A 19,135-nucleotide genomic window follows, 5' to 3' on the forward strand; every position below is an offset into this window, starting at 1 on the left:
TCAGACCTCGTTGAGCAATTTGGCGGCGTCCAGCGCCGAGCGGCCGCGCGGGCCGTGGAAGTATTCGTGAATCCACGCGTCGTCGGTTTCCGAGACCACGTCGATGGGACCGGCGACCAGCACTTTTTTCTGCGCCAGCACCGCCACGCGGTCGGTGATGGTGTAGAGCGTGTCGAGGTCGTGGGTCACCAGAAACACGCTAAGGCCGAGTGCATCGCGCAGGGTCAGAATCAGTTGATCGAACTGCGCCGCGCCAATCGGATCGAGGCCGGCAGTCGGCTCGTCGAGAAACAGAATATCCGGATCCAGCGCCAAGGCCCGCGCCAGCGCAGCACGCTTGATCATGCCGCCGGACAGCGACGCCGGGTATTTGTCCGCCGCCGACAGCGGTAATCCGGCCAACGCCAGTTTCACTGCCGCCAGGTGCTCGGCATCGTTGCGGCTGAGGCCCGCATGTTCGATAAGGGGCAGGGCGACGTTCTCGGTGACGGTCAGCGAGGAGAACAGCGCGCCTTTCTGGAACAGCACACCGAAGCGCCGCTCAACCAGTGAGCGCTCATGCTCGGACAGGCTTGGCAGGTTTTTGCCGAACACTTTGACCATGCCTTCGCTGGGCCGGCGCAGTCCGACAATGCTGCGCAACAGCACCGATTTGCCACTGCCGGAGCCGCCGACCACGGCGAGGATTTCGCCTTTGTACAAATCCAGATCGAGGTTCTCGTGCACGCTCTGGGTGCCGAAGCGATTGCACAGGCCACGGACTTCGATCACCGCCTCCGAGGGCGCGCGGGGTAGACGACTCACCAGCCCATCTCCATGAAGAACAGCGCGGCCACCGCGTCGAGCACGATCACCACGAAAATCGATTGGACCACGGCGGACGTGGTGTGGGCACCGACCGACTCGGCACTGCCGCTGACCTTGAAGCCTTCCAGGCAACCAATCGCGGCAATGATGAAGGCGAAGATCGGCGCCTTCACCAAGCCGACCAGAAAGTGCTGCACGCCGATGTCCGACTGCAGCAGCGTCAGGAACATCGCCGGCGAGATATCCAGCGATACCGCGCAGACCACGCCGCCACCAATGATCCCGCAAAGCATCGCCAGAAACGTCAACATCGGCAGCGCCACCAACATTGCCAGCACACGCGGCACTACCAGCAGCTCCATCGGGTCGAGGCCCAATGTGCGGATCGCATCGATTTCTTCGTTGGCCTTCATCGAGCCGATTTGCGCGGTGAAGGCACTGGCGGTGCGCCCGGCCATGAGGATTGCCGTGAGCAGCACACCGAATTCGCGCAGGAACGAGAACCCGACCAGGTCCACGGTAAAAATCGTCGCGCCGAAACTGGCCAGCACCGTGGCGCCGAGAAACGCCACCACCGCGCCGACCAGAAAAGTCAGCAACGCCACGATCGGCGCGGCGTCGAGGCCGGTCTGCTCGATGTGCGCAATCATTGGGGTGATGCGCCAGCGCTTGGGCCGAAACAGGCTGCGAGCAATGGTTTCCATGATCAGGCCGACAAAACCGAGCAGTTGCAGGGTGTCCTGCCAGACCGTGTCGACCGCGCGGCCGATGCGCGTCAGCAACTGCACGCTGACGCTGATTTCCGGTTCCTTGATCGGAACGCAGAAATCGGTCATCGAGCAATACACGGTTTGCAGCAGCGCGCGGTCGGCGGAGGTCAGGGTGCAATCGGGGTGTTCGGCGGATTTGCCGAGGCGTTCGGAACCGAGCAGTTCGACCAGCAGCGACGCACCAGCCGTGTCGAGGGCGCCGAGGCTGTTGAGGTCGATCGGGGTGTTGGCGTCGTACTGGCCGTGGAGCTTTTCGCTCAGTTGCTTGAGCTCGGCGTAATGGGCAAGCGTCCAGTCCCCGGTGACCCGCAAGCGGGCAGGGCTGATCGACGTGTCCAGTTGGGCATTACCGCTGATCGAGCTGCTGGTCATAAGCTCCGTGCTTGTTCGGCCTTTATGCGAACTAACGTAATAGCACGAACCGGATTACTTTTCTTTGATCGCTGTGCTGTCTGTGATTTCGAAGCGCAGTACGCCGATCAACTGGCCATCCTCGGTCAGCACGCGCACCTGCCATTTGCCCGCCGGGTTGCCGGGGAAGTTCTGCTTGTGCGTCCAGGCACGGTAGCCTTCCTTGCGCCCGCCGTGGATGTCGAGGGCGATACGGTCGACCTCTTTGCCGTTGAATTGCCAGACGTGATAGATCCGCTCATCGAGCCCGCGCGGCGCGTTGATTGCGGTGTAGGCGTAGAGGCCATCGCCACGAATCTGCTCGGCACTGACCGTGTCGAGGCTGGCGCCGGGGGTGCGGTCCTGCATTTGCGTGCTGATCGCGACGTCGGTCATCCACAGCGTCGCCGGCGGCACCCACGAGCGCAGCGCCCAACCGACGCCGCCAATACCAACGGTAATGCACAGGATCGCCAAGGCATTGCGCAGCGTGCGGATCGGGAAGATCGACGCCAGACTCGGGAACGACAGCAGCACGGCAATGCCCAGCGCCCACTTGAAGCTCTGCGCCGTGGTCAGGTGCATGATCACCGGCAACGCGGTGAGCAGGGCGGCGAACAGGGTCAGGGTGTGCAGCGCGAGAAACGCCCAGCGCCGTGGCGCCAGCCATTTGTAATAGAGCGGATCGACGATCGAGATCAGCGCCGCGACGCTGAGCAGGCCGGTGAAGAACAACTGGCCGCTGTTCCAGGTCGTGGTGATGAAGAAAAACGGCAGGACAAAAAACAGGCTTTCCTGATGGATCATCTGCGTCGCATAACGCAGCAGTGGCTGGGGTATCTCGCGTTTGAACACGCGGGTGAAGAGGCCGGTGAGGGTGTTTTCCAGCATCAGCCAGATCCAACTGAGCAGCATGATCACGGTGATCCAGCTCGCCAGCCCTTGCTGACGATCGACCATGATGAAACTGCCGACTCCGGAGATGAAACCGCCAAGCGCAATAACCCCGGGATAGCGCTTCATCAGTTCGAGAAGGCGCTGGATCAGGAGCTGTATTTTCGGCATTTGGGCGGTTCACGACTGGATAGGAAAAAACCTCGACAGAGTAGCGCCCGCCGGGCGTTGTGGCGAGGCTGCCGGTCACTTAAAGCCAACGCATTCCCCTGTAGGAGTGAGCCTGCTCGCGATAGCGGTCGTTCAGTCACCCTCTCTTCGTCTGGTAGACAGCTATCGCGAGCAGGCTCACTCCTACAGGGTCAGTGTTCGGCGGGTTTGCGGCGGCGGTGCAAACGCCAGCCGATCAGGATCAACAACACCAAGCCCAAGCCACCCGCACTCAGCCACAACACCTGATCATCACTGATCAACGGCTTCTCGATCCGCAAATACCCCGGTTGCAGCAGCAACTCGCGCATGGCCTTGTTCGCCGCTTCCAGCGTCACTCCTTGCAGCTCGCGCGCGGGGTTGGCAAAGCGACCGTCCTGGTAATCAGCAAGGGCGCTCCAGTAATAATCCGCCATCGCGCTGTTGCCCTGTACCGCCCACGCCTGATGGGCGATCGAGGCCTGTTTGATCCGCGCAAAGGTGTCCGGGTCGAGACCGTTTTTCAGTAGGTCGGCCTTGAGGTCTTCCAGCACTTGAATGGCCTCGTCGACATCATCGCGATCGAGATCGGCATTCAGGCTCATGAAACCGACACCGCCAAACACCTCACGCTCAGCCCACGGCCCGTAGGACAAACCGTGGTTGAGGCGGATCTGTCGGTACAACGCCCAGTCGAGGTAATCCTTGAGAATGTCGAAGGTCTGGTCGTACTGATCATCGATCACTGGTTCCGGCACCAGCCAGTGCAACTTGGCGCTGTCGCCGATAAAGCCACGGGTGAGGGTGCGCTCATGAGCGGCGCTAGTGCTGATGTCCGGCAGTGTACGGTGCTCGCTCGGCTCAACCGCTTCGAGTGCGCCCCAGGTGCGTTCCAGGTAAGCCGGCAGCAATTTGTCGAGTTCGCCAACGACGATCAGGGTCATGTTGTTCGGCGCGTACCAGGCCTTGCGCACCTTCTCCAACTGTTCCTGAGTCAGGTGACCGACTTCGGCGCGTTGCGGGCATTTCAGGCCCAGTTCGACGGCGAGCTGATTGCTCGCGGTGTGGCCGATATCCTGACGATCGAGAAAGCGTTGCAGACGGGTGTAATGGCCGCCGTCCTCGCGTTCGACCACGCGTTTGGCCGCGTTGATGGCGTTGTCGTCAATACGCGTTTGTGTGAGCAGAGCGAGCAGCAGGTCGAGGACTTTGCGCTGATTTTTCGCCGGCGCTTCAATGACGAACGTGGTGTCGGCATTACTGGTGAACGCATTCCAGTCACCGCCCAGCGCTTGCATGCGTTCTTCCAGGCCGCCTTCGCCAGTGGCATCGATGCCGCTGAACAGCAAGTGTTCAAGCAGGTGCGGCAGCTCCTTGTCATCGCAATCGAAATCATCAAGGCCGACGCCGACCACCAGCCGGATCGCCACGTGCCCACGTTCGGTGCCGGGCTTGAGCATCAGTTGCAAACCGTTGGGCAGCGCATAGCCTTCGACCTGAAAACGATCCAGGGCGAAGGAGGGCAGGGAACCGAGCAACAGACAGGCGAACAACAGGCAACGCATAACAGGCTTCCATACGGCTGATTTGGAGATCCGTGTCGTCAGTCAGGGCCCCATCGCGAGCAGGCTCACTCCTACATTGGAATGCTCCTCCTGTAGGAGTGAGCCTGCTCGCGATAGCGGCCTGAAGGCTGAATCAATGTAACTGACTAAACCCAGCCCCAGACGTTCAAGGCGAATGCGTTATATCGGCAATATCATCCGCCGCCAGCGCCCCGGTATCCGCCGTTTCCAGCACCACATACGCACTGCCGCAAAACAGCGAATTCAGGCGTTTCATGTCGGCAATCAACTCCAGGTGCAGCGAACTGGTCTCGATACTCTGCACGATCTTGCGTTGCAAACGGCTGACATGCGCGTGGGCCAACCGGCGTTCCTGCGCGCGAAAGCGGCGTTTCTCGCGCAGCAACTGCCGGGCACTTTCGCGGTCGCCGCTGAGGAATACCGAGAGGCCCAGACGCAGGTTGGAAATCAGTTGCTGCTGCAATCCGGCCAGATCCTCCAGGCCTTCTTCGGAAAAGGAGCGGCGCTGCGAAGTCTTCTGCTGCTGAATCTTGCGCAGCATGCGTTCGATCAGGTCGCTGGCCAGTTTCAGGTTGATCGCCAGTTCAATGATCTCGGCCCAGCGCCGGCTGTCGTGTTCGCCGAGGTCTTCGCGGGGCATTTGCGCCAGGTACAGCTTGATTGCGCTGTACAGCGCTTCGACGTCATCGGTCAGCCGACGCATTTCCTGGGTGACGGCGGTCTGCTTGCCGCGCAACACATCGAGCGTCGCATCAAGCATGTTGTCGAGCAGATCGCCCATGCGCAGGGTTTCCCGCGCGGCGTTGGCCAGCGCCAGACTCGGCGTCACCAGCGCCGTCGCGTCGAGGTGACGCGGTTTGGCGGTGCCATTAACTTCGGGTCGCTCCGGCAGCAGCCAAGCACACAGGCGTGCCATCGGGCCGACGCTTGGCAGCAGAATCAGGCAGCGCGCGGTGTTGTAGAGCAAGTGGAAGCCGATGACCATTTCCTGCGGGCTGAAATCGAGGCTGTCGATCCAGTGCACCAGCGGGTCGAGCACCGGGATGATCAGCAGCAGGCCGATCAGTTTGTACAGCAGACTGCCCAGCGCCACTTGTCGGCCAGCGGCGTTCTGCATGCTGGTGCTCATAAAGGCGAGAATGCCGCTGCCGATGTTGGCGCCGATCACCAGACCAATTGCCACCGGCAAACTGATGACCGCAGCACCGGCCAGCGTCGCGGTGAGCAGCACGGCGGCTAGGCTGGAATAGGAAATCATCGCGAACAGCGCGCCGACCAAGGCGTCGAGGAGGATGTCGCCGGTCAGCGAAGCGAAAATCACCTTCACACCTTGGGCATGGGTGATCGGCGCAGCGGCCTCGACGATCAATTGCAGCGCGAGAATGATCAGCCCCAGACCGATGCTGACCCGGCCCATCTGCCCGAGGCGCGTCTGTTTGCGCGAAAGAAAGAAAATCACCCCGAGAAAAATCAGCAGCGGCGACAGCCACGACAAGTCAAACGTCAGCACCCGCGCCATCAGCGCGGTACCGACGTCGGCGCCGAGCATGGTCGCCAGCGCCGGGGTCAGCGCCATCAGGCCCTGGCCGACGAAAGAGGTAACGAGCATGGCCGTGGCATTGCTGCTCTGCACCATCGCGGTAACGACGATGCCGGCGACAAAGGCCAGCCAGCGCTTGGACATGTTCTGGCCAATCACATGGCGCAGGTTGGTGCCGTACACCCGCAGGATGCCGGTTCGAACGATGTGCGTGCCCCAGATCAGCAGGGCGACGGCGGAAAGCAGATTGAGCAGGGTGAGCATACAAACCCCCTGTAGTAGCAGCGCCCCAGAGGGGCAAGTGGACGGTACCGCGCGGTTTCTACGTTTTTGATACTTAAGCTGTAGTTGGCTAACGGTCTGGGCGCCAGCATTGCACAGCTAAAGTGTGGATTGAAACAAAAGTGTCATGAAAAGCGCTTCATACACCCACCTGAATCCACCACAAACAAATGTAGGAGTGAGCCTGCTCGCGATAGGGCCATCAGCCTCAACATTGATGTTGACTGACAGACCGCTATCGCGAGCAGGCTCACTCCTACAAGGGGTGTGGCGTCTGGACTACCGGGTTACTGGCCCGGAATGTCCTTGCGCAGTTTCACCGGGTCTTGCTGCTGTCGCTTCTTGGCCATTGCGCCGCGCAGCTTGATGTTGATCGCCTCAACCGCCAGCGAGAACGCCATGGCGAAGTAGACGTAGCCTTTCGGCACATGCACGTCGAACGATTCGGCAATCAGCACGGTACCGACCACCAGCAGGAACGACAGCGCCAGCATCTTCAGCGACGGGTGCTTGTCGATGAACTCGCTGATCTTGCCCGAGGCCAGCATCATCACCAGCACTGCCACGACAATCGCCGCGACCATCACTGGCACGTGGGAAACCATGCCCACGGCAGTGATCACCGAATCCAGCGAGAAGACGATGTCGATGATCGCGATCTGGATGATGGTGTAGAGGAAGTTGCCACCCTTGCCGCCAGGCGTGTCGTCGCTTTCGTCTTCGCCTTCCAGCGCGTGGTACATCTCTTGCGAGCTCTTCCACAGCAGGAACAGACCACCGAAGAACAGGATCAGGTCGCGACCGGAAATGCCTTGGCCGAACACTTCGAACAGGTCAGCGGTGAGGCGCATGACCCAAGTGATCGACAGCAGCAACAGGATGCGCGTGATCATGGCCAGGCCAAGACCGAAGATCCGGGTGCGCTGCTGCATGTGCTTGGGCATGCGGCTGACCAGGATCGAAATCATGATGATGTTATCGATGCCGAGGACGATTTCCAGGGCGGTCAGGGTGAAGAAGGCAACCCAGATTTCGGGGTTGGTCAGCCATTCCATGTGTATTCCTTTGAGCGATTGTTAAACCGAAAAAGGTCCGGGCTTCAAACCGCGAAGCCAGGACCCGAAACGGTGAGTCTTGGGCTTATAGAGTACTGAACACCGGGAAAGTCCCCAACAGCAGTGCAGCAATCAGAATGCAGATACACACCAGGATCGCCCATTTCAGGGTGAAACGCTGGTGGTCACCAAAATCAATGCCGGCCAGGGCCACCAACAGATACGTCGATGGCACCAACGGGCTCAGCAAGTGGACGGGCTGACCGACGATCGAGGCACGGGCCATTTCCACTGCGGTGATCCCATAGTGGCTGGCGGCTTCGGCCAACACCGGCAACACGCCATAGTAGAACGCATCGTTGGACATGAAGAAGGTGAACGGCATGCTCACCAGCGCCGTGATCACGGCCAGGTACGGGCCGAGGAAATCCGGAATCACTGCCAACAGGCTCTTCGACATCGCATCGACCATGCCGGTGCCGGACAGGATACCGGTGAAGATACCCGCCGCAAAGATCAGCCCGACCACTGCCAGCACGCTACCGGCGTGAGCGGCGACGCGATCCTTCTGCATCTGCAGGCAAGGGTAGTTGACGATCATGGCAATACTGAACGCGACCATGAACAACACCGGCAATGGCAGCAGGCCGGCGATCAGCGTGCACATCAGGCCGAAGGTCAGGGCGCCGTTGAACCAGATCAGTTTCGGACGGCGAGCATCCGGAAACTGCGACACGCTGATTTCGCTGTGATCGACATCATCGCCAACCAGATGCAGCTCACCCAGACGCGCACGCTCACGCTTACCGTAAAAGTAGGCGATGACCAGGATCGCCAAAACACCCGCCGCCATCGCCGGGATCATCGGCACGAAGATATCTGACGGGTCGACATGCAGCGCACTGGCGGCGCGGGCAGTCGGGCCGCCCCACGGGGTCATGTTCATCACGCCACCGGCGAGGATGATCAGGCCGGCCATGATCCGCGGGCTCATGCCGATGCGGCTGTACAGCGGCAGCATGGCGGCCACGCAGATCATGTAAGTGGTCGCGCCGTCACCATCGAGGGAAACGACGAGCGCCAGTACGGCGGTGCCGACCGAAACCTTCAGCGGGTCGCCCTTGACCAGTTTGAGGATCTTGCGCACGGCCGGGTCGAACAGGCCGGAGTCGATCATCAAGGCGAAATAGAGAATGGCGAACATCAGCATCACGCCAGTCGGCGCGAGCTTGGTGATGCCTTCGAGCATCATCGGACCGATCTTCGGTGCAAAACCCCCGAACAGCGCGAAGACAATCGGGATGATGATCAGAGCGATCAGCGCGGACAGGCGCTTGGTCATGATCAGGAACATGAACGTGATGACCATGGCGAAGCCAAGGAAAGTCAGCATGGGAATACTCCAGGCGTAGCGCGGCTAGTTAAATGAGCGGATCGGGTGGATCAGCGCAGAACGGGAAGCACGAGACGTACGGGCGGAGTTGAAGCGAGGAGGCGGGCTACAGAGGACATCAGAATCACCATTGTTGTTGTTAATTGGGCCGTTCGTGCGAGGTATCACACGCATTGGCCAACCGGTCTGTTGCCGGAAGTGAGGCGATCCTAATCCGGGAAGCTTTCAGCTACCTTTCGCTGCAGAAAGCTTTGAATGAACGGTCAACCGGTCGTCGGATGCGATCTAAAGTCAATAAACACGGGAAGGGGGAGCTTCGAGATGGGCGAATTGCACAGCGGCGGCTGCCATTGCGGACACATTCGTTATCAGTTCAGCGGGGCGTTGCAGGATATCGCCCATTGCCATTGTTCGATTTGCCGCAAGGTCAGCGGTGGAATCGTCACGACGTGGATCACCGTGCCGACGGCGAATTTTCAATGGCTGGCCGCTACGCCGGCGCGTTATGACTCATCCGACAGTTGCGCGCGGTACTTCTGCCCGCGGTGCGGCGCGCAACTGGCGTTGGTGACGTTGCTCAGCCCTGAAAGCATCGACGTGACCATCGCCACACTTGATCATCCAGAGCAGGCACCCGCCGAGCGACACATCTGGACGGACAGCCAATTACCTTGGCTACATCTGGACGAGCATCTGCCGGGCGAAGCCGAAGAAACGCTGTGATCAAAAAACAGACAGATTCAGCGGCCTGATCGCACCCATCCAGATCGCATGCTCAGTGTGGTCGAGCAAATCATTGCCGGTGTCCGGGTGCAGGAATACCACCAGGCCTTGGCGATTGAGCGCCAGCCACGGCAGTACATCGGCGATCAGCTCCGGGCCGAAGGCCAATTGGCAGCTCCAGTCCGGATGCGGGCCGACCGGGCGTTCGTGGACGCGGCCGATTTTCAATGGAAACAACTGCGCGGCTTGCTCACACAACGCGCGCGCCTGATCGATGGTGCCGGCGTCGAAATAGACGTGGGCGTGGTAACCCTTGATCGCTTGCATCTGAAAGCCTCTGAATCGGTTCGAACCCTCGGCGTTGCCCGTATGTCACACGCCATACAAGGGATAACAAAAGGGATCAGCCATGAAAAATGCCGAAACCCCGGCGGTAAAAGTGGTGCTCTATGGTGCCATGAGTAGCCTGGGCAGCGCGTTGATGGCTGAATTGCTGCGCCGTCAGCATGAAGTCATTGCCATTCTCGACGATTTGACCGCACTGGCGCCGCGTCCTGGCTTGCGCACCAAAACGGGCGATCTGTTCGATCTGGAGCGGGTCAATCAGAGTGTGGCCGGCAGCTCGGCGGTCATCTGTTTACTGGATGCGCCGGGCTTGCCGTTCAGCAGCGATCATGTGGAACGCTCGGTCGTGCTCGGCCCGGTCGAGCAGGTGTTGGCCGTCGACGCGTTGGTCGATGGCCTGCAAGCGGCCAATGTTTCGCGACTGTTTCTGGTGGGGGATTTTGCCGTGCTCGATGAGCCGGATGTCGATGATCGCCTGCAACGCCATGCCGCCGAAGAAATTCTAGAAGCCGTGCAAAGCAGCCCGCTGCACTGGACGCTGGTCAATGCACCGCACGGCGTGGCCGGGCTGACCATTGAGCATTTCAGTCAGGTTGGCGGCAATCTCGAACCGGGTCTGGCCGAACCGCTGGAGCGTTTGAACCGCGTGGCGGTGGGGATTGCTGATGAGCTGCGGTTGAATCTGCATGTGGGTCAGCATGTGAATTTCGTGGCGGCTGCAGGTTCGTAAAAGATCGCAGCCTTCGGCAGCTACAGGGGACCGCGCTCCAGATGTAGGAGCTGCCGCAGGCTGCGATCTTTTGACTTTCAAACCGCGATCGAAGGCAGTGCGAGTCCATTAAGCGACTCAGCACTGCTCGCCTGTTCCGCCATCAACCAATCGACAAACTGCTGAATCAGCGCGCCCCGACGTTTGCGTTGCGGCAGCACCACGTAATAACCCAACCGCGACAGCGTCGTTTCAGCAATCGGGCGACACAACAGACCTTGCGTCAGCAAGTTATCCACAAGGTGGCGCCAACCGATCGCCACGCCTTGGCCGCCAATCGCCGCTTGAATCAACAGCGTGTAATTGTCGAAGCGCAATTGCCCCGGAGCCGGCGGTGTATTGATACCGAGTTCACGGAACAGACCACTCCAGTCAAACCAGTTGCTGCTGTTTTCCCCGCGCAGGTGCAACAAAGGAAACTCCAGTAACGCCTGAGCAGGCAGGGGCAGGGCGCGATCCTTGAGCAACTGCGGACTGCACACCGGGAACACTTCTTCGCTGAACAGCCAATGGCTTTCACCCTGTTTAAAACGCCCATCGCCAAACAGGATCGCCACGTCGATGTCGGTGCGCAGCATGTTGTGGTTGCGTTCGCTGGTCACCAGGCTGACATCGACCTGCGGATTGGCTTCGTGGAAGCGATGCAGACGCGGCATCAGCCAATACGCCGCGAAGGCGAAGTCGGTGGCGACCTGCAGCACCTCATGCTGCTGTTGTGCGCTGATCGCACTTAATCCTGCGTCGATATTCTGCAAACCCAAGGCAACTTGCTCGAACAGGATCACGCCGACTTCCGTTAGTTCGATGCCTCGGTAGATTCGGTCAAACAGGCGCGTGCCAAGCTGTTCTTCCAGCCGTTTGATCTGCTGACTGATTGCCGGTTGTGTGGTGCCAAGCTCAACCGCGGCAGCAGTAAAACTGCGCTGCCGAGCCGCCGCTTCGAAGGCGCGGAGCAGGTCGAGCGACAGATCACCCAAGGCTTCATACATAAGCTGTGCTTATCCTAGTCATTGTCTGGCACGGGCTTTACCGGATTCAGCATGGGCTCCATGCTCGATCGCAGCAATGTCGCATAAATATTCACTATGGAATGCCGCGATCACATGAAGCGCAAGAATATTCTTTTCATCATGGCCGATCAGATGGCCGCGCCAATGTTGCCGTTCTACGGCCCATCGCCAATCAAACTGCCGAATCTTTCCCGCCTCGCCGCCGAAGGCGTGGTGTTCGACGCCGCTTACTGCAACAGCCCGTTGTGCGCGCCGTCGCGTTTTACCCTAGTCAGTGGCCAGTTGCCGAGCAAGATCGGCGCCTATGACAATGCTGCCGATTTCCCCGCCGATGTGCCGACTTACGCCCATTACCTGCGCCGCCTCGGTTACCGCACAGCGCTGTCGGGCAAAATGCATTTCTGTGGTCCCGATCAGTTGCACGGCTACGAAGAACGCCTGACTAGCGATATCTACCCGGCCGATTACGGTTGGGCGGTGAACTGGGACGAACCGGACGTGCGCCCGAGCTGGTATCACAACATGTCTTCAGTGTTGCAGGCCGGTCCGTGTGTGCGTACCAACCAACTCGATTTTGATGAAGAGGTGGTGTTCAAGGCGCAGCAATACCTGTTCGATCACATTCGCGAGGAGGGCGATCAGCCGTTCTGCCTGACCGTATCAATGACTCACCCACACGATCCGTACACAATTCCCAAGCCGTTCTGGGATTTGTACGACGATGCCGATATCCCGTTGCCTACAACCCCGGATCAACACGAACTCGATCCACACTCGCAGCGCCTGCTCAAGGTTTACGACCTGTGGGATAAACCACTGCCTGTGGATAAGATTCGCGATGCGCGCCGGGCGTACTTCGGTGCCTGCAGCTATATCGACGCCAACGTCGGCAAACTTCTGCAAACCCTCGAAGAAACCGGACTGATCGATGACACCATCATCGTCTTTTCCGGCGACCACGGCGACATGCTCGGCGAGAAGGGCCTCTGGTACAAAATGCACTGGTACGAAATGGCAGCCCGTGTGCCCCTGTTGATAAGTGCTCCGGGACAATTCGCTGCCGGGCGTGTCAGCGCTGCGGTATCGACCGCTGACCTGTTGCCAACCTTCGTTGAACTGGCCGGCGGCACGCTGGAACCCGGCTTGCCGCTGGATGGCCGCTCACTGGTCTCGCATCTGCAAGGGCAGGGCGGTCATGACGAAGTGTTCGGCGAATACATGGCCGAAGGCACCGTCAGCCCGCTGATGATGATCCGTCGCGGCGCCTATAAATTTATCTACAGTGAAAGCGACCCCTGCCTACTCTTCGATGTAGACAACGATCCGCGCGAACTGGAAGAACTCAGCCAATCGCCGCAGCATCGCCAGCTGTTCGACGACTTTCTCGCCGAAGCGCGGGCCAAATGGGACATTCCGGCGATTCACCGGCAAGTCCGTGCCAGCCAGCGCCGTCGGCGTTTTGTTGCCGACGCGTTAACCATCGGCAAGCTGAAGAGCTGGGATCACCAGCCGCTGGTGGACGCCAGTCAGCAGTACATGCGCAACCACATCGATCTCGATGATCTGGAGCGCAAAGCACGTTATCCACAACCCTGCCAAAACCAATAACGTTAAGGGGAAGTCCATGCGCAAGTTATCCACAGTAGTGACGGTTGGCCTGATCGCGTTGAGCAGCGCTTCGGCCTTCGCCGAGCAGAGTTGCGACACGGTGAAGATGGCCGATCCGGGCTGGAGCGACATCGCCGCAACCAATGCGATCACCGGGTTTCTGCTGGACGGCATGGGCTATAAGGCCAAGGTCGACACCCTCGCAGTGCCGATTACCTTTGGCGGGTTGAAGGATGGCCAGGTGGATGTATTCCTCGGCAACTGGATGCCAGCGCAGCAGGGCTTCTATGACAAGTTCGTCGCCCCCGGCGATGTCACGCAACTGGCGAAAAATCTCGACGGTACCGAGTTCACCCTCGCCGTGCCGGACTACGTGTGGGACGCGGGTGTGCATAACTTTGCCGACCTGAACAAATACGCGGACAAATTCGACAAGAAGATCTACGGCATCGGCTCGGGCGCGCCGGCAAACATCTCGCTGCAGGAGATCATCAAGAAGAACGACTTCGACATGGGCCAATGGAAGCTGATCGAGTCCAGCGAACAGGCGATGCTGGCGGAAGTGTCGCGAGCGGTGAAGAAGCAGAAATTCGTCACCTTCCTCGGCTGGACTCCGCACCCGATGAACGTGCAGTTGAAGATGCATTACCTCAAGGGCGGCGAGAAGTACTTTGGCGACACCGGCAGCGTGTTTACGCTAACGCGTAAAGGGTATGCCGAGGCGTGTCCGAATGTGGGTAAGTTGCTGAGCAATCTGTCGTTCACGCAGGAGATGGAGAACAGCATCATGGCTGAGGTGGTGAATAAGAAGGTCACCAATGCCGAGGCGGCGAAGGCGTGGATCAAGGCGAACCCAGCGGTGCTGGATAAGTGGCTGGATGGGGTGAAGACCGTGGATGGCAAGGATGCGTTGGCGGCGGTGAAGGCGAAGCTTTGATTGTGGGTTTTTTTGAATTTTGCTCGGCTTGAGATTTTTGCCCCCTCACCCCAGCCCTCTCCCCCAGGGGGGCGAGGGGGAAAGGGAGCCGATATTTGTTGCATTCAAAACTTGCGTTCAACTTTGAAATCGCAGGTTGATGAATCTCTGACAAACACCTCGATCAGTCCCCTCTCCCTCCGGGAGAGGGCTAGGGTGAGGGGCCTTTCCCCAGACACCCTGATAACCTTGAACAAAACCCCAACCGCGAGGACCCATGGCCTTCCCCAGCCGCCACTCTCTCTTACCCTTCCTCACCTGGCTACCGCGGCAAACCCGCGCCAGCGTCGGACGGGATCTGATCGTCGGCCTCAGCGGTGCGATTCTCGCGTTACCCCAGTCGATCGCCTACGCGCTGATCGCCGGTCTGCCACCTGAATATGGCCTCTATGCCGCAATCATCCCGGTGCTGATTGCCTGTCTGTGGGGTTCGTCGTGGCATTTGATCTGCGGCCCGACGGCAGCCATTTCGATCGTGCTGTTTGCCAGCGTCAGTCCCTTAGCGGTCCCGGCGTCGCAGGACTACATCACGCTGATCTTGTTGCTGACCTTGCTTGCCGGAATTTTCCAATGGCTGCTCGGCCTGCTGCGCTTCGGTGCGCTGGTGAATTTCGTTTCGCATTCGGTGGTGCTGGGGTTCACCCTTGGCGCGGCGGTGGTGATCGCCATCGGGCAGTTGCCGAATCTGTTGGGGCTGGAGTTGCCGGCCAAAGCCACGGCGCTGGCGAGTCTGATGGATCTGCTGCATCACCTCAGGGCTGTGGATAAACCTTCGTTGGTACTCGGTGTGGCGACGGTGGTTGTCGGTGTGGTGTTGAAACAATTGCTGCCGCGCTGGCCGACGCTGTTGATAACCCTCGCTTTGGCCAGCCTGCTGGTGTGGCTGTGGCCGGCGATGTTCGGCCATGTGCATCTGGTCAGCGCGTTTGTCGGGCGGTTACCGCCGTTCAGTGCGTTGCCGCTGGATCTTGATTTGATCTTGCGCCTGCTGCCGAGCGCTGTGGCGGTGGGCATGCTTGGACTGGTCACCAGTCTGTCGATTGCCCGCTCTATTTCGGCGCGCTCGCAACAGTTGCTCGATGCCAATCAGGAAGTCCGCGCGCAGGGCTTGTCGAATATTGTCGGGGCGTTCTTTTCCGGATCGTTGTCGGCAGGCTCGTTTACTCGCTCGGGATTGAGTTATGAGGCAGGTGCCTGCTCGCCACTGGCCGGGGTGTTTTCGGCGATCTGGGTCGCGCTGTTCGCGATATTTGGCGCCGGGCTGATCGCGCACATTCCGATCCCGGCGATGGCCGGGAGCATTCTGCTGATTGCCTGGGGACTGGTGGATCACCGCGGCATTCGTGCCTTGTTGCGGGTTAGCCGCGCCGAGTTCGTGGTCATGGCCCTGACGTGTCTGGCGACGTTGCTGCTGGAGTTGCAGACGGCGATTTATGCCGGTGTGCTGGCCTCGCTGTTCTTCTATCTCAAGCGCACCTCGCAACCGCGCGTGCAGCATTGGCGCGATGGCGAGGACGATATTTTGCGCGTCGGTGGTTCGATCTTTTTCGGCGCCAGTCATTATCTGCAGGTGAGATTGCAACGCATGCACGGTGCGCGGGTGGTGATCGAGGCGCAGCAGATCAACTTCATCGACTATTCAGGGGTGGAGATGCTGCATCAGGAGGCGCGCCGCCTGCTGAGCCAGAATCGCAGCCTGACCTTGCGCCGGGCGCGGCCGCAGGTGGTGGAGGAGTTGCGCAAGCTTGAAGGGCCGGAGAAGTGCCCGATCCGGTTTGAGGATTGATCCGATAGCACCGCATAACCCTGTAGGAGTGAGCCTGCTCGCGATAGCGGAGTGTCAGTCGATGAGATTTTATCTGACACTCCGCTATCGCGAGCAGGCTCACTCCTACAGGGGATTACTGCGCCAACTGGCGGCGCAGTTCGGCTAATACTGGCGCCGTGTCCGGGCGTACGCCGCGCCACAGGTAAAATGCCTCAGCCGCCTGCTCAGCAAGCATCCCCAAGCCATCCATCGCCACCGCCGCGCCATTCTCGCTGGCCCAGCGGCAGAACGCCGTCGGTTCCTTGCCATACATCATGTCGTAGCACAGGGTCTTGCCCGGCTCGATCAGGCTCGGCGCAATCGGCGGCACGTCGCCGGTCAGGCTCGCCGATGTGGCGTTGATGATCACGTCCACCGGCTCACGCAACCAGTCGAAACCACTGGCCGACACCGGCCCGAGGTCGCAGAACAACTCCGCCAGCAACTCAGCCTTGTCCACCGTGCGATTGGCGATGATCACCGATGCGGGTTTCTCGGCCAGCAACGGTTCGAGCGCCCCACGCACTGCACCGCCAGCCCCCAGCAATAGGATGCGTTTGCCGGTCAGGCTGAACCCGGCATTCACCGTCAGATCACGCACCAGCCCGGCGCCGTCGGTGTTGTCACCGAGCAGCGAACCGTCGGCGAGTTTGCTCAAGGTATTCACCGCACCAGCACGCTGCGCACGAGCAGTCAGGCTATTGGCCAAACGGTAAGCGTCTTCCTTGAACGGCACGGTAACGTTGGCGCCGCGACCTTCCTGGAAAAACGCCGTGGCGCAGCCAGCGAAATCATCAAGCGGCGCCAGCAAGGTGCTGTAGTCGAGGCTCTGACCAGTCTGATCAGCGAACAGCTTGTGAATCATCGGCGATTTGCTGTGGCCGATCGGGTTGCCGAAAACGACGTAACGATCCATCGGATGTCCTCAGGCCTCGGCCAGCCAGTCGCGGTCTTGCAGAAAGTACTCGGTCAGGCGCGCTTCTTCGCTGCCAGGCTCGGCCTTCCAGTCATAGCCCCAGCGCACTTGCGGCGGCAGCGACATCAGGATCGACTCGGTACGCCCGCCCGATTGCAGGCCGAACAGCGTGCCACGGTCATAAACCAGGTTGAACTCGACGTAACGACCACGGCGGAATTCCTGGAACTCACGCTGCTGCGCGGTGAAGGCAGCGTTTTTACGGCGCTGCACGATCGGCAGGTAGGCGTCGATGTAAGCGTCGCCGATGGCGCGCATGAAGGCGAAGCTGGTGTCGAAGTCCCACTCGTTCAGGTCATCGAAGAACAGACCGCCGATACCGCGCGGCTCGTGGCGATGCTTGATGTGGAAGTAGGTGTCGCACCAGGCTTTATAGCGCGGGTAGACGTCCGCCCCGAACGGCGCACAGGCCTGCTCGGCGACGCGGTGCCAGTGGATGCAGTCTTCTTCGTTGCCGTAATACGGGGTCAGGTCGAAGCCGCCGCCGAACCACCAGACCGGCTCTTCACCTTCCTTCTCGGCGATGAAAAACCGTACGTTGGCGTGGGACGTCGGCACATGCGGGTTGTGCGGGTGAATGACCAGCGACACGCCGAGGGCTTCAAAACCGCGACCGGCCAATTCCGGGCGATGGGCGCTGGCCGAAGGCGGCAAACCGCTGCCAAACACATGGGAAAAGTTGACGCCGCCCTTTTCGATCACTGTGCCGTTCTCGATCACGCGGGTACGACCGCCACCGCCGGCGGGCCGGGTCCAGGCGTCTTCGACGAAGCGCGTGCCGCCGTCTTCGGTTTCGAGGACAGCGCAGATGCGGTCTTGCAGATCGAGCAGATAGGCCTTTACGGCGTCGGTGCGGGTCGTCATGGCTTCACCTTGAATCGGGCGGCGCCCCGGCAGACGGGCGACGCAAATGGGCGCGTAGCATACCACCGCATAACGACGCGCCGCAGTTGACGAAGATCAAGCATGGGAGTTGGATAGGGGGCTTACAAAAGACCCAAGGAGAGCAGGCAGATGGCAAAGCGTATCCAGTTCCGCGCCCACGGCGGTCCCGAAGTACTCGAATATGTTGACTACGAACCCGCCGCGCCCGGCCCGAATCAAGTGCGCGTGGCCAACAAGGCCATCGGCCTGAACTTCATCGACACCTATTACCGCAGCGGTCTGTATGCGCCGCCCGCCTTGCCATCCGGCCTAGGAGCTGAGGGTGCAGGCATCGTCGATGCCGTGGGCAGCGACGTCACCCGGTTCAAGGTCGGCGATCGAGTGGCCTATGGCAGCGGCCCATTGGGCGCTTACAGCGAGTTTCACGTTTTGCCCCAGGACAATCTGGTGCACCTGCCCGACGAAATCAGTTTCGAAACCGCTGCCGGGGTCATGCTCAAAGGCCTGACCGTGCAATATCTGTTGCGCCAGACCTATGAACTCAAGGGTGGCGAAACCATTCTGTTCCACGCGGCGGCCGGTGGTGTCGGTTCGCTGGCCTGTCAGTGGGCCAAGGCGTTGGGCGTGAAGCTGATCGGCACCGTCAGTTCCAAAGAGAAAGCCGAACTGGCCAAAGCCAATGGCGCCTGGGCGACCATCGATTACAGCCACGAAAATGTTGCGCAACGCGTGCTGGAGTTGACTGATGGCAAGAAAGTCCCGGTGGTCTATGACGGTGTCGGCAAGGACACGTGGCTGACATCACTCGACAGCGTTTCGCCACGCGGCCTGGTCGTGAGTTTCGGCAATGCCTCCGGTGCGATAGACGGCGTGAATCTGGGCATTCTGGCCGCCAAGGGTTCGCTTTACGTGACCCGGCCGACGTTGGCGACTTATGCCAACAATGCCGAGAACCTGCAGCGAATGGCCGATGAACTGTTCGAGATGATCATCAGCGGCAAGCTGAAGGTGGACATCAGCCAGCGTTATTCACTGGCTGATGCGGCGAAGGCGCAAACCGAACTGTCGGCGCGGCGCACCACCGGCTCTACCGTCCTGCAACCCTGACAGGTAGCCTGCAGACGAAGCCC

At 60.2% G+C, this 19,135-nt stretch carries 17 protein-coding genes; 6 read left to right on the forward strand and 11 right to left on the reverse strand.

Going from position 1 to position 19,135, the window contains the following annotated elements; translation table 11 throughout:
- The 7 genes from CKW17_RS09515 to CKW17_RS09545 form a co-directional block, all read right to left on the reverse strand.
- Entirely contained in the window at positions 1–804 is an 804-nt protein-coding gene (locus CKW17_RS09515; protein WP_095119658.1) for an ABC transporter ATP-binding protein, read from the reverse strand.
- Positions 801–1,949, reverse strand: a complete 1,149-nt coding sequence (locus tag CKW17_RS09520; RefSeq protein WP_095119659.1) for an ABC transporter permease — start codon at positions 1,947–1,949, stop codon at positions 801–803. Before CKW17_RS09520 ends, CKW17_RS09515 begins: the two co-directional genes overlap by 4 nt.
- A 54-nt stretch (positions 1,950–2,003) precedes the next feature.
- Entirely contained in the window at positions 2,004–3,032 is a 1,029-nt protein-coding gene (locus CKW17_RS09525) for a DUF5924 family protein (RefSeq protein WP_095119660.1), read from the reverse strand.
- Between the two features lie 191 nt (positions 3,033–3,223).
- On the reverse strand, positions 3,224–4,615 hold the full coding sequence (locus CKW17_RS09530; protein ID WP_095119661.1) for a pitrilysin family protein: 1,392 nt from the start codon (positions 4,613–4,615) through the stop codon (positions 3,224–3,226).
- A gap of 166 nt (positions 4,616–4,781) precedes the next feature.
- A complete protein-coding gene (locus tag CKW17_RS09535; protein ID WP_095119662.1) occupies positions 4,782–6,440 on the reverse strand; it encodes a Na/Pi cotransporter family protein in 1,659 nt (552 codons plus the stop codon).
- 305 nt (positions 6,441–6,745) lie between these two features.
- Entirely contained in the window at positions 6,746–7,513 is a 768-nt protein-coding gene (locus CKW17_RS09540; RefSeq protein ID WP_095119663.1) for a TerC family protein, read from the reverse strand.
- Positions 7,514–7,598: 85 nt separating this feature from the next.
- A complete protein-coding gene (locus CKW17_RS09545; protein ID WP_095119664.1) occupies positions 7,599–8,906 on the reverse strand; it encodes a CitMHS family transporter in 1,308 nt (435 codons plus the stop codon).
- A 321-nt stretch (positions 8,907–9,227) separates the two neighbouring features.
- Between CKW17_RS09545 and CKW17_RS09550 the strand changes: the two genes are divergently transcribed.
- On the forward strand, positions 9,228–9,629 hold the full coding sequence (locus tag CKW17_RS09550; RefSeq protein ID WP_095119665.1) for a GFA family protein: 402 nt from the start codon (positions 9,228–9,230) through the stop codon (positions 9,627–9,629).
- Here the strand turns inward: CKW17_RS09550 and CKW17_RS09555 are convergent, their stop codons facing one another.
- Complete coding sequence (locus CKW17_RS09555; protein ID WP_095119666.1) at positions 9,630–9,956, reverse strand: DOPA 4,5-dioxygenase family protein; 327 nt, start codon at positions 9,954–9,956, stop codon at positions 9,630–9,632.
- A gap of 82 nt (positions 9,957–10,038) precedes the next feature.
- Here CKW17_RS09555 and CKW17_RS09560 point away from each other — a divergent pair, with 82 nt between their 5' ends.
- Positions 10,039–10,704, forward strand: a complete 666-nt coding sequence (locus tag CKW17_RS09560) for an NAD(P)-dependent oxidoreductase (protein ID WP_095119667.1) — start codon at positions 10,039–10,041, stop codon at positions 10,702–10,704.
- A 77-nt stretch (positions 10,705–10,781) separates the two neighbouring features.
- Here CKW17_RS09560 and CKW17_RS09565 read toward each other — a convergent pair whose 3' ends face one another.
- On the reverse strand, positions 10,782–11,732 hold the full coding sequence (locus CKW17_RS09565) for a LysR family transcriptional regulator (protein ID WP_095119668.1): 951 nt from the start codon (positions 11,730–11,732) through the stop codon (positions 10,782–10,784).
- 114 nt (positions 11,733–11,846) lie between these two features.
- On the opposite strand from CKW17_RS09565, the gene betC reads away from it, so the two are divergent.
- From betC to CKW17_RS09580, 3 genes are all read left to right on the forward strand, one after another.
- The gene (betC, locus tag CKW17_RS09570) at positions 11,847–13,361 is read left to right on the forward strand and encodes a choline-sulfatase (RefSeq protein ID WP_095119669.1); all 1,515 of its coding nucleotides are present in this window, start codon (positions 11,847–11,849) and stop codon (positions 13,359–13,361) included.
- Positions 13,362–13,377: 16 nt separating this feature from the next.
- Positions 13,378–14,298 carry a choline ABC transporter substrate-binding protein gene (gene choX, locus CKW17_RS09575; protein WP_095119670.1) on the forward strand — a complete coding sequence of 307 codons (921 nt, stop codon included), beginning with the start codon at positions 13,378–13,380 and terminating at the stop codon, positions 14,296–14,298.
- Between the two features lie 256 nt (positions 14,299–14,554).
- Entirely contained in the window at positions 14,555–16,123 is a 1,569-nt protein-coding gene (locus CKW17_RS09580) for a SulP family inorganic anion transporter (RefSeq protein WP_095119671.1), read from the forward strand.
- Between the two features lie 115 nt (positions 16,124–16,238).
- Here the strand turns inward: CKW17_RS09580 and aroE are convergent, their stop codons facing one another.
- Positions 16,239–17,060 (reverse strand): shikimate dehydrogenase, encoded by an 822-nt coding sequence (aroE, locus tag CKW17_RS09585; protein WP_095119672.1) that lies wholly within the window; start codon positions 17,058–17,060, stop codon positions 16,239–16,241.
- A 9-nt stretch (positions 17,061–17,069) separates the two neighbouring features.
- Positions 17,070–17,984 carry an oxygen-dependent coproporphyrinogen oxidase gene (hemF, locus tag CKW17_RS09590; protein ID WP_095119673.1) on the reverse strand — a complete coding sequence of 305 codons (915 nt, stop codon included), beginning with the start codon at positions 17,982–17,984 and terminating at the stop codon, positions 17,070–17,072.
- A 150-nt stretch (positions 17,985–18,134) separates the two neighbouring features.
- Between hemF and CKW17_RS09595 the strand changes: the two genes are divergently transcribed.
- On the forward strand, positions 18,135–19,112 hold the full coding sequence (locus tag CKW17_RS09595; protein ID WP_095119674.1) for an NADPH:quinone reductase: 978 nt from the start codon (positions 18,135–18,137) through the stop codon (positions 19,110–19,112).
- The last annotated feature ends 23 nt before the right edge of the window (positions 19,113–19,135 follow it).

This window comes from Pseudomonas sp. Irchel s3f10 (assembly GCF_900187515.1).
In the GTDB taxonomy this organism is placed as follows: domain Bacteria; phylum Pseudomonadota; class Gammaproteobacteria; order Pseudomonadales; family Pseudomonadaceae; genus Aquipseudomonas; species Aquipseudomonas tensinigenes.